At 43.1% G+C, this 25962-nt stretch carries 25 protein-coding genes, 1 tRNA gene and 2 pseudogenes; 13 read left to right on the top strand and 15 right to left on the bottom strand.

Annotation, left to right across the window (positions count from 1 at the left end):
* Window positions 1–54 precede the first annotated feature (54 nt).
* The 4 genes and pseudogenes from lspA to C6W44_RS04690 all read left to right on the top strand — a co-directional run bounded on the left by lspA (window position 55) and on the right by C6W44_RS04690 (window position 2574).
* The gene (gene lspA, locus C6W44_RS04705) at window positions 55–762 is read left to right on the top strand and encodes a signal peptidase II (RefSeq protein ID WP_007394842.1); all 708 of its coding nucleotides are present in this window, start codon (window positions 55–57) and stop codon (window positions 760–762) included.
* 275 nt (window positions 763–1037) lie between these two features.
* Window positions 1038–1191 (top strand): annotated as a pseudogene (locus tag C6W44_RS04700) (DUF3817 domain-containing protein); the annotation flags it as partial.
* Between the two features lie 76 nt (window positions 1192–1267).
* A protein-coding gene (locus C6W44_RS04695) for an IS3 family transposase (protein ID WP_199774457.1) occupies window positions 1268–2355 on the top strand; the annotation gives its coding sequence in 2 pieces (ribosomal slippage) (window positions 1268–1520 and window positions 1520–2355; 1089 coding nt in all).
* Window positions 2356–2379: 24 nt separating this feature from the next.
* Window positions 2380–2574 carry a DUF3817 domain-containing protein gene (locus C6W44_RS04690; protein WP_227526356.1) on the top strand — a complete coding sequence of 65 codons (195 nt, stop codon included), beginning with the start codon at window positions 2380–2382 and terminating at the stop codon, window positions 2572–2574.
* A gap of 474 nt (window positions 2575–3048) precedes the next feature.
* Here the strand turns inward: C6W44_RS04690 and C6W44_RS04685 are convergent, their stop codons facing one another.
* Complete coding sequence (locus C6W44_RS04685) at window positions 3049–3264, bottom strand: helix-turn-helix domain-containing protein (RefSeq protein ID WP_105244425.1); 216 nt, start codon at window positions 3262–3264, stop codon at window positions 3049–3051.
* Between the two features lie 84 nt (window positions 3265–3348).
* Between C6W44_RS04685 and C6W44_RS04680 the strand changes: the two genes are divergently transcribed.
* From C6W44_RS04680 to C6W44_RS04670, 3 genes are all read left to right on the top strand, one after another.
* Window positions 3349–4641, top strand: coding sequence for a hypothetical protein (locus C6W44_RS04680; RefSeq protein ID WP_105244424.1), 1293 nt, complete (start codon window positions 3349–3351; stop codon window positions 4639–4641).
* A 128-nt stretch (window positions 4642–4769) separates the two neighbouring features.
* Window positions 4770–5018 carry an antitoxin VbhA family protein gene (locus tag C6W44_RS04675; protein ID WP_105244423.1) on the top strand — a complete coding sequence of 83 codons (249 nt, stop codon included), beginning with the start codon at window positions 4770–4772 and terminating at the stop codon, window positions 5016–5018.
* 116 nt (window positions 5019–5134) lie between these two features.
* Window positions 5135–5503, top strand: coding sequence for a hypothetical protein (locus C6W44_RS04670; protein ID WP_105244422.1), 369 nt, complete (start codon window positions 5135–5137; stop codon window positions 5501–5503).
* A 214-nt stretch (window positions 5504–5717) separates the two neighbouring features.
* On the opposite strand, the gene C6W44_RS13370 is transcribed toward C6W44_RS04670, so the two are convergent.
* Genes C6W44_RS13370 through C6W44_RS04640 form a run of 5 tightly spaced genes read right to left on the bottom strand, consistent with a single transcriptional unit; the run spans window position 5718 to window position 11786 of the window.
* A complete protein-coding gene (locus C6W44_RS13370) occupies window positions 5718–7142 on the bottom strand; it encodes a hypothetical protein (protein WP_158676695.1) in 1425 nt (474 codons plus the stop codon).
* Window positions 7120–8277 carry a TniQ family protein gene (locus C6W44_RS04655; protein WP_105244419.1) on the bottom strand — a complete coding sequence of 386 codons (1158 nt, stop codon included), beginning with the start codon at window positions 8275–8277 and terminating at the stop codon, window positions 7120–7122. The genes C6W44_RS13370 and C6W44_RS04655 overlap by 23 nt, the downstream gene beginning before the upstream one ends.
* A complete protein-coding gene (locus tag C6W44_RS04650) occupies window positions 8235–9128 on the bottom strand; it encodes a TniB family NTP-binding protein (protein ID WP_105244418.1) in 894 nt (297 codons plus the stop codon). Before C6W44_RS04650 ends, C6W44_RS04655 begins: the two co-directional genes overlap by 43 nt.
* Window positions 9128–11107: a Mu transposase C-terminal domain-containing protein gene (locus C6W44_RS04645; protein WP_158676694.1), complete on the bottom strand. Its 1980-nt coding sequence runs from the start codon at window positions 11105–11107 to the stop codon at window positions 9128–9130. Before C6W44_RS04645 ends, C6W44_RS04650 begins: the two co-directional genes overlap by 1 nt.
* Before the next feature lie 28 nt (window positions 11108–11135).
* A complete protein-coding gene (locus C6W44_RS04640; RefSeq protein WP_105244416.1) occupies window positions 11136–11786 on the bottom strand; it encodes a TnsA endonuclease N-terminal domain-containing protein in 651 nt (216 codons plus the stop codon).
* A 112-nt stretch (window positions 11787–11898) separates the two neighbouring features.
* Here C6W44_RS04640 and C6W44_RS04635 point away from each other — a divergent pair.
* Window positions 11899–12570: pseudogene (locus tag C6W44_RS04635) on the top strand (ATP-binding protein); the annotation flags it as partial.
* A 51-nt stretch (window positions 12571–12621) separates the two neighbouring features.
* Here the strand turns inward: C6W44_RS04635 and C6W44_RS04630 are convergent.
* Together C6W44_RS04630 and C6W44_RS04625 are read right to left on the bottom strand one after the other, a co-directional pair.
* Window positions 12622–13305, bottom strand: a complete 684-nt coding sequence (locus tag C6W44_RS04630; RefSeq protein ID WP_105244415.1) for a phosphoglycolate phosphatase — start codon at window positions 13303–13305, stop codon at window positions 12622–12624.
* Between the two features lie 230 nt (window positions 13306–13535).
* On the bottom strand, window positions 13536–14036 hold the full coding sequence (locus C6W44_RS04625) for a DUF4385 domain-containing protein (RefSeq protein ID WP_105244414.1): 501 nt from the start codon (window positions 14034–14036) through the stop codon (window positions 13536–13538).
* A gap of 190 nt (window positions 14037–14226) precedes the next feature.
* Here C6W44_RS04625 and C6W44_RS04620 point away from each other — a divergent pair, with 190 nt between their 5' ends.
* Complete coding sequence (locus C6W44_RS04620) at window positions 14227–14583, top strand: hypothetical protein (RefSeq protein ID WP_105244413.1); 357 nt, start codon at window positions 14227–14229, stop codon at window positions 14581–14583.
* An 83-nt stretch (window positions 14584–14666) separates the two neighbouring features.
* Here C6W44_RS04620 and C6W44_RS04615 read toward each other — a convergent pair.
* Both C6W44_RS04615 and C6W44_RS04610 read right to left on the bottom strand, forming a co-directional pair.
* Window positions 14667–14742, bottom strand: a tRNA-Phe gene (locus C6W44_RS04615).
* A 147-nt stretch (window positions 14743–14889) separates the two neighbouring features.
* Window positions 14890–15312 carry a hypothetical protein gene (locus C6W44_RS04610; protein WP_105244412.1) on the bottom strand — a complete coding sequence of 141 codons (423 nt, stop codon included), beginning with the start codon at window positions 15310–15312 and terminating at the stop codon, window positions 14890–14892.
* Between the two features lie 400 nt (window positions 15313–15712).
* Between C6W44_RS04610 and hisB the strand changes: the two genes are divergently transcribed.
* The 4 genes from hisB to C6W44_RS04590 all read left to right on the top strand — a co-directional run bounded on the left by hisB (window position 15713) and on the right by C6W44_RS04590 (window position 18881).
* Window positions 15713–16372, top strand: a complete 660-nt coding sequence (gene hisB, locus C6W44_RS04605; RefSeq protein ID WP_227526355.1) for an imidazoleglycerol-phosphate dehydratase HisB — start codon at window positions 15713–15715, stop codon at window positions 16370–16372.
* Window positions 16373–16517: 145 nt separating this feature from the next.
* The gene (gene hisH / locus C6W44_RS04600; protein WP_105244411.1) at window positions 16518–17153 is read left to right on the top strand and encodes an imidazole glycerol phosphate synthase subunit HisH; all 636 of its coding nucleotides are present in this window, start codon (window positions 16518–16520) and stop codon (window positions 17151–17153) included.
* Between the two features lie 127 nt (window positions 17154–17280).
* Complete coding sequence (locus tag C6W44_RS04595; RefSeq protein WP_105244410.1) at window positions 17281–17670, top strand: hypothetical protein; 390 nt, start codon at window positions 17281–17283, stop codon at window positions 17668–17670.
* A gap of 281 nt (window positions 17671–17951) precedes the next feature.
* Window positions 17952–18881: a DJ-1/PfpI family protein gene (locus tag C6W44_RS04590; RefSeq protein ID WP_105244409.1), complete on the top strand. Its 930-nt coding sequence runs from the start codon at window positions 17952–17954 to the stop codon at window positions 18879–18881.
* An 83-nt stretch (window positions 18882–18964) separates the two neighbouring features.
* On the opposite strand, the gene C6W44_RS04585 is transcribed toward C6W44_RS04590, so the two are convergent.
* The 5 genes from C6W44_RS04585 to C6W44_RS04565 all read right to left on the bottom strand — a co-directional run bounded on the left by C6W44_RS04585 (window position 18965) and on the right by C6W44_RS04565 (window position 25939).
* Window positions 18965–19534: a hypothetical protein gene (locus tag C6W44_RS04585; protein WP_105244408.1), complete on the bottom strand. Its 570-nt coding sequence runs from the start codon at window positions 19532–19534 to the stop codon at window positions 18965–18967.
* Window positions 19531–20952, bottom strand: coding sequence for an AAA family ATPase (locus C6W44_RS04580; protein ID WP_105244407.1), 1422 nt, complete (start codon window positions 20950–20952; stop codon window positions 19531–19533). The genes C6W44_RS04585 and C6W44_RS04580 overlap by 4 nt, the downstream gene beginning before the upstream one ends.
* Window positions 20953–21052: 100 nt before the next feature.
* Window positions 21053–22378, bottom strand: a complete 1326-nt coding sequence (locus C6W44_RS04575; RefSeq protein ID WP_105244406.1) for a valine--pyruvate transaminase — start codon at window positions 22376–22378, stop codon at window positions 21053–21055.
* A 248-nt stretch (window positions 22379–22626) separates the two neighbouring features.
* Complete coding sequence (locus C6W44_RS04570; RefSeq protein ID WP_105246455.1) at window positions 22627–25248, bottom strand: ABC transporter permease; 2622 nt, start codon at window positions 25246–25248, stop codon at window positions 22627–22629.
* Window positions 25238–25939 carry an ABC transporter ATP-binding protein gene (locus tag C6W44_RS04565; RefSeq protein WP_105244405.1) on the bottom strand — a complete coding sequence of 234 codons (702 nt, stop codon included), beginning with the start codon at window positions 25937–25939 and terminating at the stop codon, window positions 25238–25240. Before C6W44_RS04565 ends, C6W44_RS04570 begins: the two co-directional genes overlap by 11 nt.
* Between the last annotated feature and the right edge of the window lie 23 nt (window positions 25940–25962).

The raw sequence follows: 25962 nt of genomic DNA, 5'->3' as shown, positions 1-25962 counted from the left end.
AAACATATACGTTTAACATTGTTCATTGTATAAACATAGATAAAGGAAACAACTATGACTGAATCTACCGACAGATTAGATAGTACTAAATTGAATAGCGTTGAATCGGCTAGTACTAATATTGCTGACAAGAAGGTACCTATAGCTGTGAGTAGTACTCATCAATCGATTGACTCTAAAACCATAAATCATACGCCTAAAGCTATGTACGTGACTTCAGGCAACTCAATAACACCTAAAGATAAGTTGGACAAAATGCCAAAAATGGTTGCCAATGGCAGTCGCGCTTTTATCTGGTATTTGTTGGCGATAATGGTATTAATACTTGATCAATGGACTAAGTGGTTGGCCCAAACCACATTAGCGTTCAATGACCCCGTACCGGTCATTGAACCATTTCTCAACTGGACACTCGCTTATAACTATGGGGCAGCATTTAGCTTTTTAGCCAACGCTGGCGGTTGGCAGAAATGGTTTTTCTCAGGCTTAGCTTTTGTAATGGCTATCTTTTTAACGGTTTATTTAATCAAAGCGCCACGTGCAGCCAAGCTATTATCTATGGGGTTGGCCTTAATGCTTGGTGGTGCGATTGGCAACTTAATCGATCGTTTAAGAATTGGTAAAGTGGTTGACTTTATCCATGTGCATTATGCTGATGTCTGGAATTATCCTATTTTCAATGTTGCAGATATAGGTGTCTGTGTCGGTGTCGCATTGATTATAATTGACATGATATTTTTAGAAAGTAAGCGTAATAAATAAGCACATTGATACCGATTATCACAAACAAAATGAACTAGCGTCGTATTCACTCTATACGGAAAAATACTTTTTATACTTGAGTATGTTTATAAAATGTGAACTGGAAGGTAATGTATGACTGGTATAGGTACTCACTCATTTTAGGTCTTAAAACTCAATACTTAAAAGCTCTGCGTAGAGCCATTATTATAGAGACATTGAATAATCCATAAATTCTTTATTGATAATAACAAAAGGAAAATACAGTGTCACAGACTCAGCCAACTATTGAAAAAATTCACAGCCTTAGAAAAAAAACAAGAGACAGCGTTAAAAAGTCTTACCCTTATAGGCTATCTAGAAGGCACCTCTTTCTTATTATTGCTCTTCATCGCCATGCCACTAAAATATATGATGGACATTCCAGAAGGTGTGAAATACATCGGTATGGCAGGTAATCACCCCAAAAAATAATAACACTTAAAAGTAGAAACTAACTGCTAAAATACCAGCAGGAGATTTCGACATGAAAAAATCAAGATTTACCGACACCCAGATAGTTAATATACTCAAACAAGCAGAACAAGGCGTGCCTGTCAGTGACATACTGCGTGAGCACAATATAAGTCAGAGCACCTTCTACAAATGGCGGAGTAAATACGGCGGCATGGATGCCTCACTGATTACCCGTCTTAAAGAATTAGAAGCTGAGAACGCTCGCTTAAAGAAAATGTACGCTGAAGAACGGTTAAAATCAGATATCCTACAGGATGCCATGTCAAAAAAGTGGTAGCGCCCTCTAGGCGCAAAGAGCTAGCTCAGCATTACATCAAAGCCAGAGGTATTAGCATCCGTTTAGCCTGTCTGATCTTTAATATCAGCATAACCTGCTATTACTATCAGCCAAAGACAGCGGATGAGACTGATCAGATAGCTAAGCTATTGACTGACTTAACAAGCAGTCATAAAAATTGGGGTTTTAAGCTGTGCTTCTTATATCTAAGAAATGTACTGGGACTGCCTTACAACCATAAACGTGTTTATCGCATCTACCGTGAGCTTGAATTAAACCTTAGAATAAAGCCTAAACGCCGTATTAAGCGAGACAAACCGCAAAAGCTTGCTGTGCCCACTTGCATCAATCAAAGCTGGAGTATGGACTTTATGCACGATGCCTTAACTGATGGTCGTGCTATTAGACTGTTTAATGTCATTGATGATCATAACCGTGAAGCATTAACCATAGAGGTTGATTTCTCTCTACCGGCTCAAAGAGTGATACGCAGTTTAAACCAGCTTATAGAGTACCGAGGTAAGCCTGATCAAATCAGGTGTGATAATGGCCCTGAATATATCAGCAATGATTTAAAAGACTGGGCAACTAAGCAAGATATCGTTATCGAATACATTGAGCCTGGCAATCCTCAGCAAAACGCTTATGTTGAACGATTTAATAAGACAGTACGTTATGATTGGCTGAATCAGGAACTGTTTGATAATTTAGATCAAGTAAGACAGCAAGCTGAAGTTTGGCTTGATCACTATAATAACGAGAGACCCAATATGGGTAATGGTGGCTTTACGCCAATTCAGAAACTTAATATGGCAGCTTAGTTCTACTTATTTGGTGTTTTAAATTTGGGGGTATTTCCGGCACACGGTATGTTGTTTATTACCTATATCATAATACTTATAGGCTCAGCTATCAAAATGAAAATGCCTCTTTGGGCAATACCTGCGGGCGTACTCGGCTCACTCTTACCTTTTGGCCCATTTATATTCGATCATTTACTAAAAAAGAACTTGCAGGAAAATGTAAGTAAAGAAGCCTAGAACAAGCTCTGCTATAAATGCCACAAACGTATCTTATTACTCAAGATTATTTTTCCTAACTAAATCACAAGCCGCCATCACTCATCGTGGCGACAAATGAATAGCATTGAGCAGAAATTAATCACAATAAAACTTTAATTCAGACCCAGTATGAATAGTCTCACACTCCAGTTACTTTTCGAACTTATCTTACATACTATCGACAAACCCGTTTTGTTTAAAAGCTAAACAGGTTTTGTCATCCGCGATGGCTTTCCTGTTATCGTAGGGTATACCCTAGAGGAACCATCAAAAAGGCTTCAAAAACCAATTAATATACCACTTAAAATAGACTGGTATAATGGAACCACTTAAAACAGACTATAAAAGTGCCTATGTTGATTGAAACATATTTGAAACAGACGACTAAGCAGCTATACACCTAACCCTAGGTATAATCCAATCAATTCTCAAAAGTACATAGTTTCAAGAAATCTAGTCTGAAACTAGATCCCGTATCTCAACATCTAACGCATCACATATCTCATATGCCTTCTTGAGCGTAATATTTTTCTCTCCACGCTCAATATTTCCCATATAGCTACGATCAATACCTGCCATCTCCGCCAATCTTTCTTGGGATATTCCTTTGCTTTTTCGCATCTCACGGACACGCTTTCCAAAAGCAATCATACGCTCATCTGTTGTCATTTCATTAACCACTGCTAAAGATAGCAATACTCACAGTGGTAAGCTACAATATCCACGGGATATAGTCGGTATTAAGAGGTGAGCGTGGAAACTAAACTAGAGTATCAGTCAGATATAACAGAAACTAATAAGCTGATCTGTGAGAGGTACTGGTTAAGAGAAGGCGATAAACGAAGTGGTTTTATATATACCTGTAAAGAGATAGGTCAAGAGTTTGATGTTAAGCATCAGGATATACCTAGTATCGTTAAAATAAATTCTCATCTTGTCGTACTAGACTGCCAATGCATAGACTGCGGTACAACTAAGGTTTGCTATACTCGCTCACAGCTAACTCGATTGGATCTTATTAGATGGCGGTGTGATGATTGCAGGGCGGCGCTTGAAAAAAGAATGGATCAAGAGTACTTAGAGTATCGTCTTAAACAAGACCGTTTAGCAGAAGAAAAGAGACAGACCGCTCTAGAGTACATCAATCAATGCCGAAGCATTCAATTAAGCAGTATTCCTTCAGTCACTGAGCTTAACGATGTGGATAAACTTCTACTCGCAGCGACTGTAGAGAGCCTAGGGGCAGATAATATAAGGAATACAGTCTCTCTACGTGACAATTTATCATTACCTTTATCACCGTTCTCTAAATTAGATGAAGAAATACTACAGCATCTTTTTAACCGAAATCTGCTCATACTCGCTCCTGAAAATAGCTACGAATACGTAACTATCAACGAAGAAAAAGAGCTAGAGATAGATTTCTATCAAGCGATCTTTGAGTTTGCTTATAGTATTGAGAATCTTACTAAAATCTTGATAAACGCTAAATCTAGAAAAAATACCAGTGCTCTAGTAGCGGATAGTCAATTTAAGAGCTGGTGTGAAAAGTTACAGCTAGGAGAGTGTTTAAGCTACCTGATTACTAGGTCAAGACTGAACTATCTAGCACCGCCTATTGGCGAAAAGCTAGTTAGTATTCTCAGATCATGTTTAGCTGAATGCTCTGTATCGACCATGCATTATATCATTTGGAAGTCTGTTGAAAATGCTGCTGCATACGTGCAAAAACCAGGTATTACTCGAAGACATGCTTCAAATTCTGTTTCTGGTAATATAGAGAGAGTATTCAATAAAATATACAGTGGTAGTTGGAGTCACAATAAATCTTTTCGCGATGCTAGCCACCCTCAGTCTGCAATGGCCAAAATATTTTTTGATTATGTATTTGGAGTAGATGATGGTGGTTTTCACCATACTCTTGATGAGCTATTCAGCCCATATAGGTCCCAAAAAACTTTAGAGCAAGTAAGTTACGCAACTCTAGGAGATGCTAGAGGTACGAATTATTCAGTCACAATAGCTCTTGATATTAAACAATCATGATTTACCGATGTCTAAATCACTAATACAATTAAATCAGCCGAATAAGACATAGCAATGAGAGAAAGATTGTCTAGATAGAAGACTATCTGACTTGCTGAACAATTTTATTACTACTGATAGGAGCTAGTATGGAAGATTCTAAATCTAAAACACCGATTGTTGACGATCGACCTATTCTTGTTAGTCGACAAGAGATAGAAAAGCGCCGCCGCATTAACTTTGATACTTTGGGCAGCTTTGCAGTCGATAATATTCCTGTTAACCCAGATACTCAGCATATCTTTCAAGACTTTGAGGAAGGTAAAATTGCAACTAGCGAGGAAGTAAAAGCGCTACTACACGCTCACTATACCAAGGTAGCGCTTGGAGATAATTAAACAACCTCTCTTCTTTTGAATATAGTATATATTAGTACTTTCTCAGTATGATACTTTATTACTCGCTGACAATAGGCTTACTTAGAAAATGTTTGACTGAGTGCTCTGTATCAGTCATGTATTACATAGTATGGAAAGCAGTTGAGAGTGCAGCAGCCTTCGCACAAAAACCAGATATCACTAGAAAACATGCATCAAACGCTATTTCTGGTAACATCGAACGAGTTTTCGGTAAGATATCTAGTGGCAGTTGGTACTATCCTAACAAATCTTATCGCGATGCCAGTCACCCTCAGTCTGCGATGGCCAAAATATTTTTTGATTACGTTTTTGGCTTAGATGATTGTAGTTTTCACAATACCTTGGATGAGCTATTCAATCCATATAAGATGCAGCAAGCTATTGAGAAAACAAGTTATTCAACTTTGGGAAGTGTGCAAAGCACCAGTTGTTCAGTGGCTATTGGTGACTTGAAAATAGTATAGATAGGTTTTTTTCAGTATGACTGGTAATTACCCAATGAAAACTGAACTGTCCCTGTACTCTCTCAGGATGCTGAGCCTCCAACGATCGCGGGGTAGTTCAAATAAGATTCATATTGTCCTCTGTGTCTTTATAACCCAATTTAACCAGAATACCTCTGTTTAATTACAATCTTCTAAAAGTTAGTCAGCTATATGCTAAGTGGTGCGGTGTTTATTATATTTTTGGTAGCCAATACTCTTTTTGATTAAATACTATTTTAAATACATCTTCATCGCATGGTTCGGTAGGTAATGTCCTAAGCGTCTTCACTTGAATATCCACCTGATGAAAATAACTCATACTCATCTGTATCCACATCAGTTCATCCTTGTCCGATAACGGTTTAGGTTGGTCATAAAGTACCATCATTTTCTTTTCAATCTCTTTCTTCTTGAGCTTTTGAACATCATCCTTACTAGGCTTGTTGCAAGCCAAGTTCAAACCGTAACTTTTGTTCAAAAAAGCGATGAAACCATATAATGCGTTGTACTGACCGTGCTTAACTAGCAAATACCCATCTAGTTGTTCCTGACTTGGCGTATGCGAGCCTTTAATGTCGTATTTAGTACATAGGTCTATTGCAGGCTGCAAGGCTAACCTGACTGATTTAAGAGAGGTTTTGCCATTGAGTAGTTTTTGATCTAAATATTGGTGGTATGTACTAATACAATCAGGTGCATTATCATCAAATTTAGCCAGCAAGTTAGCAATGCGCTCATCCTCTGCAATCTGATCTTTAATCTTGAGATCTACCACAACTTGCTTGGTCTTAATCAGCCAGCGAAGCACTGTTAAATACTCGCGTAATCCATTAGGTTTAAACTCTTGCACTAAAGATTCATAATTAGGTATATTGCCCCATAACTCATCACAGCGAACAAAAAAATCGATAAAGTTATTATGTTTTAAGGCAGCGGTCATACTACCCTTATTGACCATAAACCATTCGGAGAAGTCAGTATAGGCCTGTTTCATTAGAGTGGAAGAAAGCAGGTAAGTATTTATCTTTGCCTCATGTTTAAGTCTTTGTGACCAATAGCAGTCATTGCACCGCTTACCCATACCAGCAGGCATAAGCTTATGGCAACTCTCGCAAGGTATCTCACCGAACTCATGGCACTTCTGACATATCTTACCTTGCTTAGTATCGACAAGCTCCCTATACCTTCCGCATAAAGAACAGCTTTGCATAAAATGACTTTGATAGCAGCTTGTGCATACTGCATAATCATGAGATAGCTTTGAATATCGACTGATATTCCTTTTAAACTCACCACACTCAAAACACTCTTTTTTGACCTTGAAATAGTTTTGATAGCATGTCTGACAGACTCGTCCGTATTCAGTGTTAGCCCCATCTTTTACCGCCGCGCCGCCACAACGAATACAGGGCTGACTCATACGACAAGATCTACAGACGGCAAAGTCCTCTTTTTTATGCAGGCGATTTATCTCACCGCACTGACTACAAGGCTTTTTAACAAACCATATCCGATAACAATTGGCGCAATAGGTATCATCTTTATAGCGTCTTTTTATCTTAACGTTTTTATTACCGCAGGAGTTGCATCGATGTTTAGTCTTCTCTATGCTTGTCATAACTTTCTCTCATCTGCATCTTGCGCTTAAGTCTATTCCATGCCGTCATTACTGCCTTGGGTGAGGCGGGTTGTATATCCTCTGATTGTGCTTTGTGTTGCCGCGTAGGTACTCTATGGAGCTGATCGCATACCTCGCTAAAGGCTTTAGGTATAACCGTGTACTTTGACCACTGGAAGCTATTTTGGGTAATATTAAGAGCTAAGCAGGCCTTGATCCATTCATCACTGTCAACTTGCAATAGGTGGTAAGCGCACTCAAGCAGTAACACTCGTTCTTCTATCGGCAAATAATCAAATCTGAGTGCCGTTTTGGGTAGTGATAAAACGCTAGTATCAATCTCTAGTACAGTCAGTAGCTTGCCGAACATATAGTTGGGATTGTGCAGACCTCGCCTGACTAAATTTATTAAAAATAGCAGGTACTCAAACCACTGAGCCATACTGACTACTTGCCCCAAAACAATGCCTTGTTTGCTGAAAAAAGCCTGATCAGCAAGCAGTTGAAAATCAATGAGTGCAGCGCTTGGCGTTATATCTGATATAGCTTTATCTATCTTATAAAGACAGGAGTGACAGCGATTGATGAACTGCTGCTCTGGACTTAAAAGCTGGGGCTGATAAGGCTGATTGCAGTACCCACAATCTACCTGTAAGAATGTCTTATGCTTAGTGCAGCAGACAGACCATGTAAAGCGCCATTGCAACTTAAGGTAAGCCTCTTTATCATCGCTCATGCAGTCAGGGCAAAAGGGATAACCTACCCTTGAATAGCGGTTGCGTTTTGATAAGGGTGCTGTCCAAAGTAGAGGTTTTTTGTTGTCTGATTTAACTGGCGTATCATCTAAGAAATCGATCAATATTTGATCATCGAAAGTATCGATATTGTGACCTGCTAGAGTTGCAATATCAGATCTGATTTGTCCATCGATATGATCAAAACCTTTATCAACGTCATACGTCCAAATACGATACTTAGGCCAGTAGTAATAGGTAAAGGTCAAAGGACTACATCCGTGCCTAAGCGCGGCGCGTACTAGCCAAGATGTTAAGCTCTCACCGTATAGAAAAGGTGTGGCAAAAGTCAGTGGTTTTACCCAATAATTCTGCGTAGCCCTTTGGTCGGTTTTAGACATGACTTGCCCCTGATACTCTCAACAGTGATTTCTTCTTCACCTGACTCAATGGCGCTAATAGCACAATCGTTAATTAAACGCTTAACATCGCCAAGGTTGCCTGTACTAATGCTATAGATTAAATTGACCTTTTCAGTCTCAATGAGTTTAGACGGCTTTTTAAGTGGTAAAATCTTCTCAAAACTACCAACTAGACGCTTAAACTCTTTATCATTTGACCATAAAGAGAGCTCAGCTACATCAAAGCGACTAGCGTGTTGTGGGTCAGTGTGTAGAATACGAACAGCGTCTTTAGTGCCACAAAGCACGATAGGCATAAGCAATTCGTTACATAAGAATTTTATAACATTCATAATGGCTCGTTGCTGTCTGGCTGTACCCGTAAGCATTGAATGAACTTCGTCAATAATTAATATCTTGACGTTGGTGTGTCTAAAGGCGTTAACGACTTGGTATCTCAATTTATTGGCAGCATCGGTTGGTCTGTATGGCAGCTTAAACGCTTCAATAATAGAGATATACAAATCCTTTTCACTGGCAGTTGGGGGCGCTTGGATTTTGACTATAGGTATAACTAATGTCTCATCAACCGTATAATTTTCTCCAAACTTATCATAAAAACGGTTTATGATTGTGGTTTTGCCATTGTTGGAATCTCCAATAAGCAGCAAGTTTGGCATACGATGTTGCTTTACATGGTTCATCAATCCCTGCATAACATCAATAACCTGATTGGCTGTGTTGTAGCCTACCCACCTTGGAGAGTGGATAAATTCAATCCTTTCTTTATCGGGTAGATGAGCGATATGTCTGAACTTTTCATGAATGTGGGTGTATGAAGATTCGTTCATCAGTCAATATCCTCAAAGTATAGGTCGTCATCATTGTCATTAGACCCATCAAGGCTTGTCTCTACCGCCTTTTTGTTTAAAACCCTAGTCGATTCTGGCAACGTGTCTAGTATATCTACCTCTTCACTTTCATCTGATTTCAACTTGCCGTACATTGTTTGCGATTTAGTATGAGATTTTTTACGCTGCTCACTTCTAAGTACCTTTTTAGTCGTATTTTGAGATTCTTCAACTAGGGTATGTATATCTTGTAATGCTTGATATATCAGCGCCTCGTTAACGATTCCTGAGTCCTGTTTGACTTGCTTATAAACTTTCCTATACTCCCAAAGGCTAATTGGCGGCAGAACTTGATTTGCTAGTGGTACAGGAAAGTATTGTAGTAACTCAGGATCATAAAACCATATTCTAGTAATATCCCTTGGATCTTGCCTAAAGATAAACTTAGTCTTATTACCATTATCATCAGTATGATTAATGAAGTTGTTTAAGCAAGCATCGTAATATTGCAAGCCACCTATTGTTGTTCCATTCCTTTGAATAGTACGCAGGGCACTCGGCATAAAATCTAGTACCAGCGTATGACGGTCTGATGGGATTGGTGGTAATCCAATACCGCTTTCAAAGCCCTCACCAAATATACCTATGCGCCACTGCTCTTTAGGGCTACGTTTAATACCTGAATGTATACTTTCGTGATAATCCATCGTGATGTAGGTCAAGAACCATTTTTCAAACTCATGCAAGGTTAAACTGGCATGTTTCTCAGAGTTATATTCGTCTTTTTCTTTAATGTTAGAGAAAGTAGTGCCCGGCAATTCATGTACACGCTTCATTATAGTGCCAATAAATCGTTCAATATGACCACCATACTCAGGTCTTGCTAGTGGCCTAAATTCAAGATTGATACCATGAAAAGCGCAAGACTTCTGCAAACTTTCAGCTCTAAAATCAGAACCATTATCGACGTGGATTTTTTTAGGTATACCGAAGACATTCCATTTCACATCGGATAATCCAAACTCAAGCAACAACTCATCTTTTGGTAAAATACTTCGTGAGATGCACATACTAACCGAAGTAACAGAGGGCGCATCTAGTGAAATATAATAGCCTGTAACCATGCGGCTATAGACATCAATAGCCACTGTAATGAATGGTCGACCAATAGGTCTTCTATGCTTATCATCAACCAGTATCAAATCTACTGGTGTGTGGTCTATCTGAATAACACTGAGAGGGTATTTTGCGTCAGGAAAATGACCTGCTTTAGCGGTGAATTTTTGTTTTGCACGTTTTCTCTGACCACGACCGCGCAATAGGTCTTTCTCTTTGATTTCTTTGATACGGTTACGGATGGTGTTCTTGCTAGGTTTCTCAATATCCTCTACATAACAACGCCTATGAATCTCTCTGATAGTGGCTTGCACATTAGGTCTTTGAACAGTAAGGTAAAAATTATTGATGACTTCGTTAATAAGGTTTTCTGTCTCCTCATTTAGACGTTTAGTCCCTTTTTTCCAGCCTCTTTTTTGATCAATTAAGGATCCAATTGAGCCTGTCGATTGATAAGCGTCAACCCATCGTCTAAGAGTACGACTAGAAACCCCAACTTCTTTAGCTCTTCTTTCATAGCCCTGTTCACCCCGATAGTTGTCTTCGCCATACCAGTCTTCCTCCATAATGAGTGGGGTGATAGCTAAGTACTTCTTTTGAGCTTCTTGCCATTCATCATCGCCAATATCATTAAGATCGATGACAACAGAAGTATTTGCACCGTCTATCACGTTATCGAAGTCATGGATTGATAAGACATGATTACTCAATGTTTTTAAGTTTTTAAATACCGCTTGATTTAAGTCATCAAGGTACTCAATAAGTTGGTACTCATCATCGGTTTTATTACGATAAATACCGCCAAGCACCATTTGAATATGGTCACGCCTATATTTACTGCTAGTGTCGAAATGAGAACTCATCCTTAGTCCTATTGGTTTGGTTACGATTTCAGTGTCCAACATGCCAGACCTCCATTTGCGGGTCTTTAACGTCATCCCAAATATCAAACCCGATTTGCTTACTTGCCATTAAGTGCCAAACCAGAGCCTGTCCATCAGGTCGGTAAAGCTTAGATTTAAAGTATCTCTCTAAGATATAGTCAACACTAGTTATGCCACGTTGCTTAATATCAGTGAGTATTACCTCAACCTCTTCGTTATTAACTCTTATGGTTTCATAAGTTCTCAGAAAGTTAATGTTATCAAGCGCCTCATGTCTAACCCTGTCTTCATCGAATATGATGAATCTGATACCTTTTTCCTTACAATACCGTTTAGCTGCCTTCCACTTGTCAGACCAATCACGCCAGTTTAGTTGCCACTCTTGTTTTGGTTTAACCTCTGCAATAAACGACTTACCCGATTTAGCATCTAACTCCACATAATAATCAGGCGTATAACGATAGGTTCTGCCATTTTTATTAAAAGGTATCTTCACAGGCTGAGGTGTGATGTTTTTAACATCTTCCCGAAAAGCATGATAAATAATAAAATCTCTTTCTAAGGTCGATTCGTAAGCAAGCGGCTTTTTCTTGTAAGAAATGACACCTGAAACACTCCGTCTTGTCGGTTTTATTTTACGAGCTTGATGTTTGAACATTATGACACCTATTTCTGGTAATTTGTAAGAATCTGACACTTATTATTGGTAATATTTGACATTTAATCTAGGTAATAATTGGATGTAGATAAAGAAATGATGTCTAATTATGACACTTATTGTTGGAACTGACAGTGGCTCACGTCCGAAACCTGGTGAAATAACACTTGCTGATAAGGGGGTTTTATTTCTCGATGAGCTACCAGAGTTTGATCGTACTGTGCTCGAGGTCTTGCGTCAGCCGTTGGAGGCCAAGCAAATCACCATCAGCCGTGCCAACTCACAAATGACCTTTCCGGCCAGCTTTCAGCTAGTAGCGGCGATGAACCCTTGCCCATGTGGCTATGACGGTGATGGCTCGGGACGCTGCCGCTGTCGACCTGAGCAGATCAAGCGCTATCAAGACAAACTCTCAGGGCCGCTACTTGATCGTATTGATTTGCACATCACTGTACCTGCACTACCCATCGCAGACTTGCAGAGCGCGCAGGCAGGCGAAACCTCAGCCCAAGTCCGCGAGCGTGTTGCCGCCGCGCATCAACGCCAAATAACGCGGCAACACAAGGTCAATAATGCACTGAGCCCAAGCGAGATCGATAAGTATGTGCCACTGGGCGAGGGCGAGCAGCAACTGTTGCAGTTGGCGCAGCAGCGACTTAATTTATCGGCGCGTGGCTATCATAGAGTCTTACGCGTTGCTCGTACCATTGCCGATCTTGCCGATAGTCATGATGTCACCAGCGCTCATTTGTCAGAGGCGCTCAGCTATCGGGGCAAAGCATAACAGCAAATCAGGCTCGCCTAAGTTAAAGGTCTATAGACTGTATTTTATCGCTTATGCATCGTTTTGCAGGACCCATTGCACTAAGGCGGCAAAGTCATCAAACGCATGGGTGGGATTTAGCTTACGAATATCTTGTCCATAGTTGTAGCCATAAGACAGCCCCAGCGTGTCCATGCCAGCGTTTTGGCCGGCCAAGATATCATTTCTAGAGTCGCCTATCATGATGGCTTGTGCTGGCGTGACGCCCAGCGTTTGGCAGACATGTAGCAGCGGCGCGGCATCTGGTTTTTTTTGCGCTAAGCTATCGCCGCCGAGCACAGCACTAAACAGCTCTTGCCAGCCAAAGGACTGTAAGATTTTTGGGACAAAACCAATGGGTTTGTTGGTGACCAAAGCCAGTGTGTAGCCCGCTGCTTTTAGTTGTTTGAGACCATCATCGACGTCTGGATAGGCGACCGTTTTGCTACCGCTGATATCTTTATAAGCTGCAAAAAACACCGCTTCGGCGTGATCCAGAGTGTCTGTATTTAGCTCGTCTTCTAGCACCTCTATTTTGCCGACCAAAGCACGTGCCACCAGCATGCGTGAGCCGTTGCCGACCCAGTTACGTATGGTATCAATAGGGTAGGTGTCTTTGCCAAGTGTGCTCAGCATGGCGTTTACGGCATCGGCCAAGTCTGGTACGCTATCGATGAGCGTACCATCAAAATCAAAAATCAACAGTTGCTTATCCATTATTCCTCTCGGTTTTGTGTTGCTATAGCGGATTTAAGATAGCTTCGATGCCCAAACAATACCAAGCAATATAAGGCAAGGCAGGCAAGCGACAGTGTGCAATGAGTGGGGGGCGCTGCAAGCGAGCCAAGCGCTGTATCTATTTTATACAAGGATAGCTATCTTGATCGTCTGTGCTACCATAGCACAGCTAAGCTTTTGCACCCACTTTTATGCAGGCTTAAATATCGCTAGTCGACATCTTTATAGCGCTCGCGGTGTGCTTTTTTCATTTGTAGATAGGTGTCATTTTTACGGCACGCGTCCCATTTTTGCTTAAAAATACGAGCGGACTCTGCTTTGATAGGGTCCTCTTGCTGACGCGGTAACTCTTCGCGGCCATGCGCGCCGCTTTGGCCTTTTTTATCGTCAGGTACCGCCCCTTTGTATTTTTTACCGCCCTTGTGATTGGCATAGCGCCGCGCGCGTGTGTAGCCCATTTGGATAAACTTGCGCGCCATGTCAGCACCGACAAAATCATCCTTTGCCAAGTAATCCAAAAACATCTGATAAATCGTTTCGCTGCTTTGCTTGGCAACCTCAGGAGTGGCAAAGCGCCAGTATGGCAAAATCTCAGACTTATAGGGCTCGACCAACAGCACTCCTTGCTCGCCGCGCCCGACTCGGTATAGCTCAGGCTGCGCGCGCAGGTCTAGGTTTTTATAATCTAAGTCATAATCAAACTCTCGCATCGTGTGCCCTTATCCTTTGTATGATGTTTACGGCTACTATCGAGTATACTGAGCGCAGCTGTCTAAAAAACAGCGCAAAAGTGTTATACAACCGTGACAGTGAGCGATTACTATATGAATCACCGCTGCTGGCTTTATCGCTAAGGCCAGCATTAGATAGCGTTTGATGATTACTGAGTAGGTCAAAACCATGACAATAAAACGTATAAAACCATGTGGCATCACCTCGATTTTATTTTCAAAATATAGGTTGGGTGTCGCGGCGCTACTCATCAGTGTACTCAGTACCACGGCGGCATATGGCGCGTGGTTTGAGCGTTTTATCCCGCAGGGTGAGACCTATACCGTACGAGAGATAGACCGTGACTTGGCCTTTGTGATTGATGGTTTTATCTATGATGCGCGCACGTCGTGTTTTTTGGCGGTGGGGGATCGGGTGGTGTTTTTTGAGGGGCGTCATGGTATTGATTACCGCGCGACGGTGTATGATTTGGATTCGCGCGAGCGCTGTGAGGTGTTATTGCGCGGTCGGCTATACCAGCGTTAAGTGAGTATTAATCCATAAAAATCAGCCATAAAAAAACCCCAAACATTTCTCAATGTTTGGGGTTTTAGAATCTAGTAAACGAATGGTGGCTCGAGGCAGGATCGAACTGCCGACACACGGATTTTCAATCCGTTGCTCTACCGACTGAGCTATCGAGCCGTCTTCGTTGAGGCGCTATTAAACTAAATATCGCCGCTGCTGTCAAGGGGTTTTTGCATTTTATGTGATAAAAGTCTCTATATCCGTCAATATAAGCGAAATAATCGGGTTTCGTCTTACTTTGAATGATTGAATTGAGGACACGCGCTAGTCTTTGACGCGCAGCAGCTCATACTCGCTCATGATACGATGAATAGCATCATCGGCAGGGACGAACTCTCGCACGCCTTTTTTGACCTCGGCATCATAGACCAGTTTGATAAACTTGGCATCAATCGCGCGTTTGCGGTTTTCTAGATGTACGGTGAGGTACTGTAGGCGTTTGGCATTGGTTTGCCCGTCATCGAAGCAAGCCACTGCGGCGATGGGCTTATCATTAAACATGCCGACGTATAGATATTGCCCGCGTCTAAATCCTTGCTCAACGAGCCGAAGCACCTCTGCCCCACTAGGCTGGGTCTCATCGCTGTCATATAGTGCCGCCAAGCGCTCGGCCAGCTCATTGTCGCGTGCAGGTTTTTTGATCAGCGGGGCGTCTAAGCGGTTGATGGCAATGGCTTCTAAAGGCATGGCAGTTGTTCCTATCAAAAATGGAATGTTATAAATAGACAGTGATAAGGTCAGGTCGGTATAAACAAGATAGCACGTGGCATCACAGCGTCACAGCATTGATGATTGATAAAACTCAATGCACTATTTTAGCAGAATACGCAGATTTTGTGCGTGGTTTGGCGCTTGGCCGTGGCGGTCGTGGTTAGGGTTTGCTATGATGCAGGTAGGCCGCGTATTGTCTCTGGCAGACAAACTGCATTTAGCCCGTGCGCGCCAGCCATATTTTAGTCTTTTTTAATCTTTTGTCATTGACAGACTTTGTTGACACCGCTCGCAACGTACGAGTGTTTATTGGACGTTTGTCGTCCTATTTTATTGAGCACATTTTATTGACCGCTTTTATTGATAGAGAGTAGCCATGACAGCCAATTCGACCACCCATACCCCTGAACAGTCCTTGCCTCAAACCCCAAACCTACATGGCCGTCCAGCGCGCACCGCTACCGTCGAGCGCAATACCGCTGAGACCCAAGTCAAATGTACGGTCAATCTCGATGGCACCGGTCAAGGCGTCGTCGATACAGGGGTGCCGTTTTTGGATCATATGATCGATCAGATCAAGCGTCATGGTCTCTTTGATTTAGATATAAAATGCACAGGCGATACTTATATCGATGATCACCATAGTGTCGAGGATACCGGTATTACTTTGGGCCAAGCGTTTAACAAAGCTTTGGGCGATAAAAAAGGCATCCGCCGTTATGGGCATTTTTATGCGCCGCTTGATGAGTCGTTGACGCGCGCGGTCGTCGATCTCTCAGGGCGTCCAGGTCTGCATATGGATATTCCATTTACCCGCTCACATGTCGGCAAGTTCGATGTCGATCTGTTTAGCGAATTCTTCTACGGCTTTGTCAACCACTCATGGATGACCGTACATTTGGACAATCTTAAAGGCAAAAACAGCCATCACCAAATCGAGTCGACCTTTAAAGCTTTTGCTCGCGCCCTGCGTATGGCCTGTGAATATGATGAGCGCGCGCTAAATACCTTGCCGTCGACCAAAGAGGCGTTTTAAGGATAGGTGCGGTGCTGCTACGGTCACAGCCGCGCTTATTGCACGGCTTGTACAGTTAGTGCTTTTGCTCGTAGCAGGATTTTATCTGTACCTCATCCGCTGTTATCAAATATAATAAAAACGATTCAAAAACGAGAACCAATCAATGACCAAAATCGCCTTATTAGATTATGGCATGGGTAATTTGCACTCAGCTGGCAAAGCATTGTCAGCGGTAGGGGCAGACGTCTCTATCACCAATGACCCAAAAGTCGTCGCTGCTGCCGACAAAATCGTCTTCCCCGGTGTCGGTGCCATGCGCGACTGTATGGCTGGTATGGCCGCTGCGGGTATCGATGATGTCGTACGCGACGCGATCTTTAACAAACCCGTGATGGCCATCTGTGTCGGTATGCAAGCGCTGTTTGAGCAATCAAGCGAGAATGGCGGCACAAATTGCCTAGGCATCCTAAACGGTAGCGTAGAAGCCTTTGATCCGGCGTGGACAGACAAGCAAGGCGCGACGATTAAAGTGCCGCACATGGGCTGGAATACCATTAGCGGTATGGACTTTCACCATCCATTGTGGCGCGGTATCGATGACCATGCGTATTTTTATTTTGTGCACAGTTATTACTGCGCGCCTGCCGATAGCGCACAAGTGGCTGCTGTCTGCGACTATGGCCAGCCATTTTGTGCCAGCGTGATCCAAGACAACTTGTTTGCCACCCAGTTTCACCCCGAAAAAAGCCACACCGCAGGCTTGCAGTTATTAAAAAACTTTGTCGAATGGGATATATAGCCAGACAACGCTGTCTTTTTCATCAGTAGTCACGCTGAACAGATATCAGCCTGAAAGGCGAGTCGACGGCGTTGCTCACTTCTTATAGGCCGCAGCTATTGCTTGCTGTTATATATGGAAAACACCAGTGGATTTTACCGCCTTTAAAATCAATATCATCGATGTCACAAGCCTAGCCAAAGATGCGCTGCACATCTATGTCGGTGTCGGGGTCTATCTGCTGTGCCTGCTGATACTGCGCCCTCTTATCAAAAACCAAAATCTCAGAGCTTTTATGGCCCTGCTGGTGGTGGTGAGCGTGGCGCTGCTCGGGGAGTATCTGGATAATCGCCATATCATCCTTCCAAAAGGGGTGTTTGCGCTGGGAGTCTTGGATATCAAAGCCAGCCTACACGACCTGATAAACACCTGCCTGCTGCCCTTGGTGCTGTATGCGGCCAATAAATGGCTAAAAATATTTCAGCCCACCCCCCATGCCAAAGTCTTGCTTAAGCGCCATAAAAAAATGGACGGCTAAAGCTAGCTTCTGCTGTCGCCTGTCACTATAGTCAATCCGATATAAAAACGATACAGTGAGAAGACACGTGGTTTTTCGTAGCCTTGAGCGGCGTAGGCACAGCACGCAAGAAAAATTGTGCCAGTTGCAGGCTCATAAGCGGCCTTATCTTTACAAAGCTTACGAAACATAAAAAGTCTCGTCTATTTCACGTTTCCTTATTTTGCTACTTTATAGGTGTCATCTTTCTTGATGAGCCAATACAAGTCATAAAACTATAAGCAATAAAAAAGGAAGCCACTATGAATATGCAAGATCTATTAGATAAAGCCAAAGACACCTTAGACAACGCCAAAAATACTCTAGGCTTAGGGCCGCAAGAAACTGAAGCAGGCATTTATATTCCCTCAACATCATCGCTAAAGATAGCTGCGCCGAATAAAACCAACTACGATCATACTAATTACGATAATCCCTATATGGGCGATAAGAAAATTATGATGGTCTGTACCGAAGAGCAGTATATGACTATGGAGAACGGCAATAAATTTGATACCGGTAATCATCCGGTGGAGATGATGGTGCCGTTATTACATTTTAAAAAAGCAGGCTTTGATGTCGATGTGTTTACGCCAACAGGCGAGGCGGTCAAGGTCGAGCAGTGGGCGATGCCAGAAGACGATGACGACGTTAAACAAATTTATAGTGAGTACGAGTCCAAGTTTAAGAGTCCAAACAGCATCGCTGACTTCGTCAAAAACGATATGGCAGAAAGCACTGAATACGCGGCGATCTTTATTCCCGGTGGTCACGGCGCTATGCTCGGCTTGCCGGAGGATAAAAACCTTGGTGCAGTGCTACGCTGGGCGTATAAAAACGATTTGTTTACCTTAGCGATTTGTCACGGGCCTGCAGCGTTATTGGCGGCTGACCTTAATAGTCCTGACAGTTCTGATGAAGACAATTCCAAGCGCGATTTTATTTTTAAAGGTTATAAAATGGTGGCATTCCCCACTGCGATGGATAAGCAAATGCCAAAAATCGGTTATCTGCCAGGACCTATGCTATGGTACTTTGCTGAAAAGTTAGAAGATTTGGGCGTTACTATTGATAATAAACTGGCCTCAGGACAAACGCATCAAGATAGAAAGCTGATCTCAGGTGACGGGCCACTCGCGGCAAATGACTTTGGTAAAATGAGTGCTAAAGCTTTACTAAAAGAGTTTGGTTAGATCATTTTCATAAACTCATCATATAAAAAAACGACTATTTATTAGTCCGTTTTTTGTTTTTGATATAAAGATTCTTACTCATATCAAGGTAGTTTAACAAGCAATAGCTGTTCAATACTGTCAGTATTGCAAACAGGCACTCTACCAATCATACCCACCAATTTATTTCTTAAGATTTCTATTTCTTTTGGGTCAGTATTCGACTTCAAGACAATCAACATTTGATAGTCTAAGTCACCATTGTGACCATCTTTACGACAGTAACGTTCTAAAATAGCGATGGAACCCATCCATTTGTTTTTGAATTCAGCAATCACCTCTGCCCAAATTCTACGCTGTACAATTTTACTGGCTTTTTTTGGGCTTTTACTTAGTATCTGCGCAAAACTTGCATTTTCTTCTGATAGTATTGATTCAGCAATAATACAGTCTCTAATATCTTCAGTTAAATCCGTCAACTCTATAATTTGTACTTCACTAGTCTCTTTACTAATTAAGAAGTAATCTGCTTGGTTCATCTGACCTTCTTTAAAACCAAGATATGCTCTTAAACCATTGCTCTCATCTATCTTATAACCATAAAAGTCACAACATTCACCATCACTATGCTGCATCAGCTGTTTAAATGGTTCTAAGTCGATGCTGCTACTCACAGTAAGTAACCTCGAATCATCAAGTTCTCATAAGTCTCTAGCAGTTTTTTTCGAGCCTGCTCAATAGGGGAAAAATCTTTATCATCCATTGCTAATAATGTGCCATCGGTCTGAAAATAATAAGTTGATAGCTCATCACCTACCTTTTGCTCTTGGGTACTAATTTCAAACGCTTTTAGCATATCGCTGCTGTGAGTTGTGACAATAACGTAGACACCGTTTTTGGCAAGCTCTACTAAGACATTCGCTAAAATAGCCTGCCATTCAGGATGTAAGTTAGATTCAGGCTCATCAATAAATACAAATGAGCCTTTATTAATAATGTTCTTGCTTAGCACTGCCTGAAAGATACCAAGATTAGTCATACCAAAGGAAACTAGGCTTTTTGAGATGCTTTGACCTTTGCTATTCTCAAAGGTTAAGTCGCTATTCGCGGCTTTAAACTTACCTTGTAACTTGCTTTCTAACTCATCAGCACATTTGATTATAAATTCAGGGCGCTCTCCGTCTTTAAAATCAGTAAATAGGAGTTCTTTTAGGTCAAGGAAGTGTTTAGGAACGCCTGTTAAGCGTTCATTACTAATTAAATTAGAAATATATTTTTGAACATTGTCCTTGTTATCGATAATCGGTAATAATTTCCAATAAACAGGAGATTCAAAAAACATAACACGATTGATTTTATTATTACTTAACAGGTTTTCTTCGTGAAAAAAAGCTTTTACAGAGTTATCTTTTAAAATATTAATCTCAATTATGTTTTTTATATTAAAAACAGCTTCTTTTGAATCCTTTTTCACTAACATACTTATTTCTGATACTTGAAAGTTGCTTTTTAACTCATTTTCAATATTATCTTCTATTATTTTTATGAAGTATTGTTTAGGTTCTTCAATAGCGAATAGTAACATATCAAGACTATTAGATAAGATTTTAGTAGTATATTTCAGTATTAAATTATCAAAATCTTTATTACTTTCGTCTTTACCTAACTCTTCTAAAGATTTTATAACATCAGAAAAAGTGTCTTTAAATAGGTTTATAGAGCTTCTTACACTCTCAAATTTTTTCGAATCTACGTGTATTAACGGATATTTAGCATTATGCTTTAATTCATTGAATAACTGTTCTATATTCTCCTTTAAGTTATTTATTACTTCTAACCTACTTATATTAAAACCTCTAGAGCCTATAAAGTCGCTAATTCGAGAAATGTTATTATTGATATCTAAATGTAATAGGTTCAACTCATTTGAAAAAACATCTAAAATAGTTACATTCAATATTGAATACAAAAACTTAGTTACAAAGCTCTTACCCGTCCCATTTTCACCCGCAAGAATAGTCAAAGGCGTGATAGTAATATCAGCCTCTTCGATAGCCCCTAAGTTTTCAATATGTATGTCATAATTCATCATAGCTTTCCTAAATGTGGTAAAGCGTATTATTTAGCGAAGTTTTAAAGTTTAATATCTGTTACCTTATTCTACCTTACGTCAGCATTAAAATCAGTAGAACCTACTCATCATCATACAGCTTTCGCACCACCTCACCAATCACCGCAATGCCTTTGGCCAACGTGTCCTCATCCGCTGCGATACTCATGCGAATACACTCATGCGCGTGTTGATAGTCACTGACATCGACACCAGGGAAGAAATACTGACTTGGGACGATAAGCGTGCCTTTTTCTTTGAGAATATCGTACAGCTCAAGCGTGGTAATCGGCAAGTCTTTAAACCACAACCAAAAGAATATCGCCCCCTCAGGCTTATGAATCATCAATGGATAATCACCCAGCTCTTGTTTGAGCAGCGCAATGGCCTTTTTTGCTTGCTGCTGATAAAACGGCTTAATCTCGTTATCCGACACGTCTTTAATGGCATCGTTTTCGACCAGAGGCGTGGCGATAGACGCACCAAAGCGCGTGGGCGAGAGATTGACCACCGCATTCATCGCGCTGACTGCGGCGATGACCTCAGGCGCGGCCACGATAACTCCCGTACGCACCCCCGGCAAGCCGATCTTGGACAGGCTAAAACACAAAATGGTATTGTCATCCCAGTTGAGCGTGACGTCTGAATAAATAATATTGGGGAAGGGCATACCATAAGCGTTATCGATGATCAGTGGTACCTCATAGCGACGCGCAATCTCGGCCAAATGCGCCATTTCGTCATCGGTGAGCACGTTGCCCGTCGGGTTGGTCGGACGTGAGCAGCAAATCGCCCCAATACGACCTTCCTTTAACGCTGGCAAGTTCTCTAACGCGTCAAAATCTACACGATATTTAAAGAAGCCTTCTTCGCCATTATGGGTAACTTCATCGATATGCGGCAACACGGCGGTGAAATGCTGACCTTCCACATGCACATCGCTATAGCCGATATACTCAGGGGTCAATGGCAGTAGAATGGACTTATCGACAGATTCGTTCTGCTCATCAGTGAACGCACCGCCAAATAGATTAAATAGATAGAAAAATGCATTTTGCGAGCCATTGGTCAGGGCAATGTTTTCTGAAGTCAAATTCCAGTCATAATGACGGTTAAAAAACCCCACCAACGCCTCGATAAAGGCGGCATCGCCTTGCGGGTTTGAGTAGTTTGCCATGCTAGTTGTTGCTGTACTATTGGTCTCATCGCTATTATTAAAGCTACCATCATTGCCCAGCGCTTGATAGGTCTGCAAAAACAGCTCATTGACGGCCTCAATTTTGGCAGGGTTACCACCGCCCAGCATATTGACTGGCTGATCGCTTTTTAGCGCATCGCCCAGATCATCCATCAATTGTGAGATGCCAGTGGGCTGGGTAAATTTTTGACCGAACTTTGAGAATTTCATAAGGCTACCATGCTGTTTGAGAGGGTGTTATAAGTGGGTATTTAACCGATAAAGTGGGGCTAGTATAGCAAAAGGTTTCTATAAAATAAGCAATATGCGCGGCTGATATTGGTTTATATAGTTGTGTCTTAAGTAAAAAAACGCCCACTATATTCATAGTGTGCGTTTTGGTTTGGGGGTTTAGGAAATCAGGGATTTGGGGCGGAATTCTTGCAAAGCTAAAATTGAATACAGTTTTTTAACGCTTCTCAAACCATCGCCCTTACCCGAGCCATAATCCCGCGTCCAATCACCAAGCGTACATAAATGATCGCAATACCCAGCAGCAGGGCGAGCAGCAGCCCGCCGCCAATAGCCAAGCTCATCCATGGCACACTATAGCGCAAATCAAACCACTGGGTAATCGCAAACCACGAGCCAGCGCTGGCAATCGTCATCGCAAACACCGCCGCGCTAACACCAAGTACGCCAATCTCTAAGATATTAAGCATATACAAGTCGCGCTTTTGCATCCCTAGCAGGCGAAATGAGGCGCTCTCGGTCATACGGTCCTGTGAGGTGGATAGTAGCGAGCTGATCAATACCATGACGCCTGTTAGCAATGCCAATAGGGTGAAGACATAGACCAAGCGGCTCATTTGCACGACCAAATCTTGGACTTGCTCAGCGATAGCGGTACCGTCAATGGTGGTGACAGCAGGGAACTTGCGTACCAGCTGACCTTGCACCTCGGCGATACGGTCCTCAGGGATATGCGCGGTGGCAAACTGGATTTGCGGCGCGCTGGACAGCACCGATGGTTCAAACAAAAAATAAAAATACGGACTCGGGCCACGCTCGAAGCGCGAGCGGATACTGGTAATTTGCCCGATGATTTTGATCCCTTGGATATTAAAAATAATCTCGTCGCCCATGCCGACATTGAGCAAACTGGCGGCCGTATCCAAGATAGATAGGGGTGCTATGGTCTGTGCGGCGTTGTTGTTATTATCGGTATGATCGGTGGTGATAGGCGCATAGAGCGCGTTTTTTTCTAGAGAATCAGTGATGAACTCAGTATCCATCACCGTGTCGGCGTAGCTTAAGTTAAACACTCGCGACGGATCATCAAAGCCTTCTGTAGGCTCGATATCTTGTACAGGCACGCCGCCAGCGGTGACGATACGCGCGCGAATAACGGGATAATAGCTGACCGGTGCGCCAATGATGTTATTAATCGCGTCGTGTTGTTCGCTTTGCACATCGAGCAAAAATATATTGGGCGCGTCTGCAGGGTAGGTGTTGATAAACTGCTCGTTGATACTGTGATTAAGCGTGGTGATAAGTGTTAGGACGGAGACCGACAGCGATAAGGTGACAAAAAACAGCGCCGATTGGTTGCCTTTACGCGCCAAATTATGAATGGCGATACGCTGCATCCAGCTGATACGGCGGCGCGAGGCCAGTTGTGCCAAGAGCCATAGCCAGCCACGAGCAAGCAGCCAAAATATCGCGACAAAGCCAATCAGGCCGATCAGCAGCTGCGCGCCCAGTAGCCACGAGCCCACTTCATAAGCAAAAAACACATACAGACTTGTTAGCATCAGCCCGTACCATAGTATAGGCAGGCGTCGATACCATGGCAGGTTTTGATTGGACTGACTTGCGCCTTGATTGAGCAAGGTTGCAGGCTTGGTGTGGTTCAGCGGGCGTAAACCGCGCTGGGCGATGACAAAGCTCAAGAGCAGCGCAATGATGATGGTTTTTAGGATGCTAATGGGGTTGATCGCTAGCGCCACATCGGCAGGTAAGATAGCGCCAAGGTAGGGCTGACTGAGCTGTAGTAAGCCGGCACCAAGGATACTCGCTGCGATACAAGCGATGACGGTGGTCGTAAGTAGTAACTGGTAGTAGCTGCGTTTGAGCGATGCAAGCGGCTCACCCAAGGCGAGGCGAATGGCATTGTTCGGCTGCTCTTTGCTGACAAAGGCACTAATCACCCCATACATCGCCACCGCCGAGAGCAGGAGGACGGCGATGACCAATAGCTTTAAAAACATCAAGACATTATCAGAGATACGCGAGACAGACGTATCCGCTGACTGAGCGTCAGACAGCTCGATATCAGGGTGGCTTACGAGTAGCTGCTTAAGCGTTGCATGCTGCGCCGCTATTGTCTCGGCATCTCCTGCCATCTCGATACGGTAGTTGACACGGCTGCGCTGCCCCAATAGGTTAGTGGCTGCCAGCGCTTGTTGCTGCATCAGGACCCGCCCGCCAAAGCCAAAGGCACTTAAAGGACGATCTGGCTCTTTGGTCAGTACATCACGGATGGTAAAGCGTCCATCACCGATGGTGACGACATCGCCGACGGTAGCGCCAAGACCATTTAGCACCTCTGGCGCGACGATGATGCTATCGGCTGTCAGCTGTTGCCACAGCGGCTGTCCGGAGGCCAGCTCGACGTCGCCATATAATGGATAAGCGGGAGAGACGGCTTTGAGCTGCGTCAGCAATGTCTGCTCTGCGCTCACCACCATCGCACTAAACTGATGATCGTAGACGACTTGGCTGGCAGGCAGGGTGTTGACTTGTGCCATGACCTCGCTTGGCCAGTCTTGTTTGCTGTTGAGTATCAGATCGCCGCCGACCAGCGCTCGCTGATTGTCAGTGATGTAGTGATCGACGGACTGCTGGATAGAGTCCAAAGTCAGATAAGTGGCCAGTGATAGCGTCAGCGTCAATAAAAACAGTACCGGATACACCCAGTGTCGCCACCAGCTACGGGTGAGGGCTTGCGCGCCTAACGTGCGAGTAAACAGCAGACCTATCAGGCCATGAGACTGGGCTGTAGCAGACTGAGTTGTAGCAGCGCTTGGTTTATTTTTCATCAGCGTTTGACCCATCTATCGTACCGTCATGCATGGTGATGACTCGATCGGCCATGTCAGCGAGCGCTGGATCATGCGTCACGACGACCAGCGCCGAGCCAGTCTGCGCACGCAAGTCTAGCAATAGCTGCATGACCTGCTCGGCGTTTTGCTCATCCAAGTTGCCTGTCGGCTCATCGGCAAAGACAATCTTTGGCTGGGCGACCAGTGCGCGCGCCACCGCTGTGCGCTGCTGCTCACCGCCGGATAGTTGACTGGGCAAGCTATCACGTCGATGGCCGAGCCCGACTGCTTCGATTAAGGCATCGACCCGCGCAGGATCAGGACGCCGCGCGATATCTAGCGGAAAAGCGATATTTTCGCGCACGCTCAAGGTCGGCAGTAGATGAAACGACTGAAAGACAAAACCCATCTCGCGCTGACGAATCACCGCTAGCGCCTCTTCATCAAGAGCGCTTAGCGTTTGTCCAGCCAGCGTAACCGAGCCACTATCGGGATAATCAAGCGCGGCCAGTAGACCCAGTAAGGTGGATTTACCTGAGCCTGATTTGCCCATAATCACCACAAATTCGCCGGCATCGACATGGATACTGACGTCTTTGATGATGGCCAGCGATTGCTCACCGACTTGCACGGTTTTATGTAAATGCTCGGCACTGAGTATGGCGTTACTGGTAAGTGTGGCGGTCATGGGCAGTTCCGGTTGGTTGGTTT

Origin of the sequence: Psychrobacter sp. Marseille-P5312, from assembly GCF_900291405.1 — a bacterium.
Taxonomy (GTDB): domain Bacteria; phylum Pseudomonadota; class Gammaproteobacteria; order Pseudomonadales; family Moraxellaceae; genus Psychrobacter; species Psychrobacter celer.
The sequence above is the reverse complement of the archived record's forward strand: the minus strand, read 5'-3'. Positions and strand labels throughout refer to the sequence as shown.

Bases quoted from the DNA above. Each gene is read 5' to 3' on its own strand.
- lspA (WP_007394842.1), top strand. From the start codon at position 55: ATGACTGAATCTACCGACAGATTAGATAGTACTAAATTGAATAGCGTT.
- C6W44_RS04685 (WP_105244425.1), bottom strand. From the start codon at position 3,264: ATGACAACAGATGAGCGTATGATTGCTTTTGGAAAGCGTGTCCGTGAG.
- C6W44_RS04675 (WP_105244423.1), top strand. From the start codon at position 4,770: ATGGAAGATTCTAAATCTAAAACACCGATTGTTGACGATCGACCTATT.
- C6W44_RS04670 (WP_105244422.1), top strand. From the start codon at position 5,135: ATGTATTACATAGTATGGAAAGCAGTTGAGAGTGCAGCAGCCTTCGCA.
- C6W44_RS13370 (WP_158676695.1), bottom strand. From the start codon at position 7,142: ATGACAAGCATAGAGAAGACTAAACATCGATGCAACTCCTGCGGTAAT.
- C6W44_RS04655 (WP_105244419.1), bottom strand. From the start codon at position 8,277: ATGTCTAAAACCGACCAAAGGGCTACGCAGAATTATTGGGTAAAACCA.
- C6W44_RS04650 (WP_105244418.1), bottom strand. From the start codon at position 9,128: ATGAACGAATCTTCATACACCCACATTCATGAAAAGTTCAGACATATC.
- C6W44_RS04645 (WP_158676694.1), bottom strand. From the start codon at position 11,107: ATGAGTTCTCATTTCGACACTAGCAGTAAATATAGGCGTGACCATATT.
- C6W44_RS04640 (WP_105244416.1), bottom strand. From the start codon at position 11,786: ATGTTCAAACATCAAGCTCGTAAAATAAAACCGACAAGACGGAGTGTT.
- C6W44_RS04630 (WP_105244415.1), bottom strand. From the start codon at position 13,305: ATGGATAAGCAACTGTTGATTTTTGATTTTGATGGTACGCTCATCGAT.
- C6W44_RS04625 (WP_105244414.1), bottom strand. From the start codon at position 14,036: ATGCGAGAGTTTGATTATGACTTAGATTATAAAAACCTAGACCTGCGC.
- C6W44_RS04620 (WP_105244413.1), top strand. From the start codon at position 14,227: ATGACAATAAAACGTATAAAACCATGTGGCATCACCTCGATTTTATTT.
- C6W44_RS04610 (WP_105244412.1), bottom strand. From the start codon at position 15,312: ATGCCTTTAGAAGCCATTGCCATCAACCGCTTAGACGCCCCGCTGATC.
- hisB (WP_227526355.1), top strand. From the start codon at position 15,713: ATGACAGCCAATTCGACCACCCATACCCCTGAACAGTCCTTGCCTCAA.
- hisH (WP_105244411.1), top strand. From the start codon at position 16,518: ATGACCAAAATCGCCTTATTAGATTATGGCATGGGTAATTTGCACTCA.
- C6W44_RS04590 (WP_105244409.1), top strand. From the start codon at position 17,952: ATGAATATGCAAGATCTATTAGATAAAGCCAAAGACACCTTAGACAAC.
- C6W44_RS04580 (WP_105244407.1), bottom strand. From the start codon at position 20,952: ATGATGAATTATGACATACATATTGAAAACTTAGGGGCTATCGAAGAG.
- C6W44_RS04575 (WP_105244406.1), bottom strand. From the start codon at position 22,378: ATGAAATTCTCAAAGTTCGGTCAAAAATTTACCCAGCCCACTGGCATC.
- C6W44_RS04570 (WP_105246455.1), bottom strand. From the start codon at position 25,248: ATGAAAAATAAACCAAGCGCTGCTACAACTCAGTCTGCTACAGCCCAG.
- C6W44_RS04565 (WP_105244405.1), bottom strand. From the start codon at position 25,939: ATGACCGCCACACTTACCAGTAACGCCATACTCAGTGCCGAGCATTTA.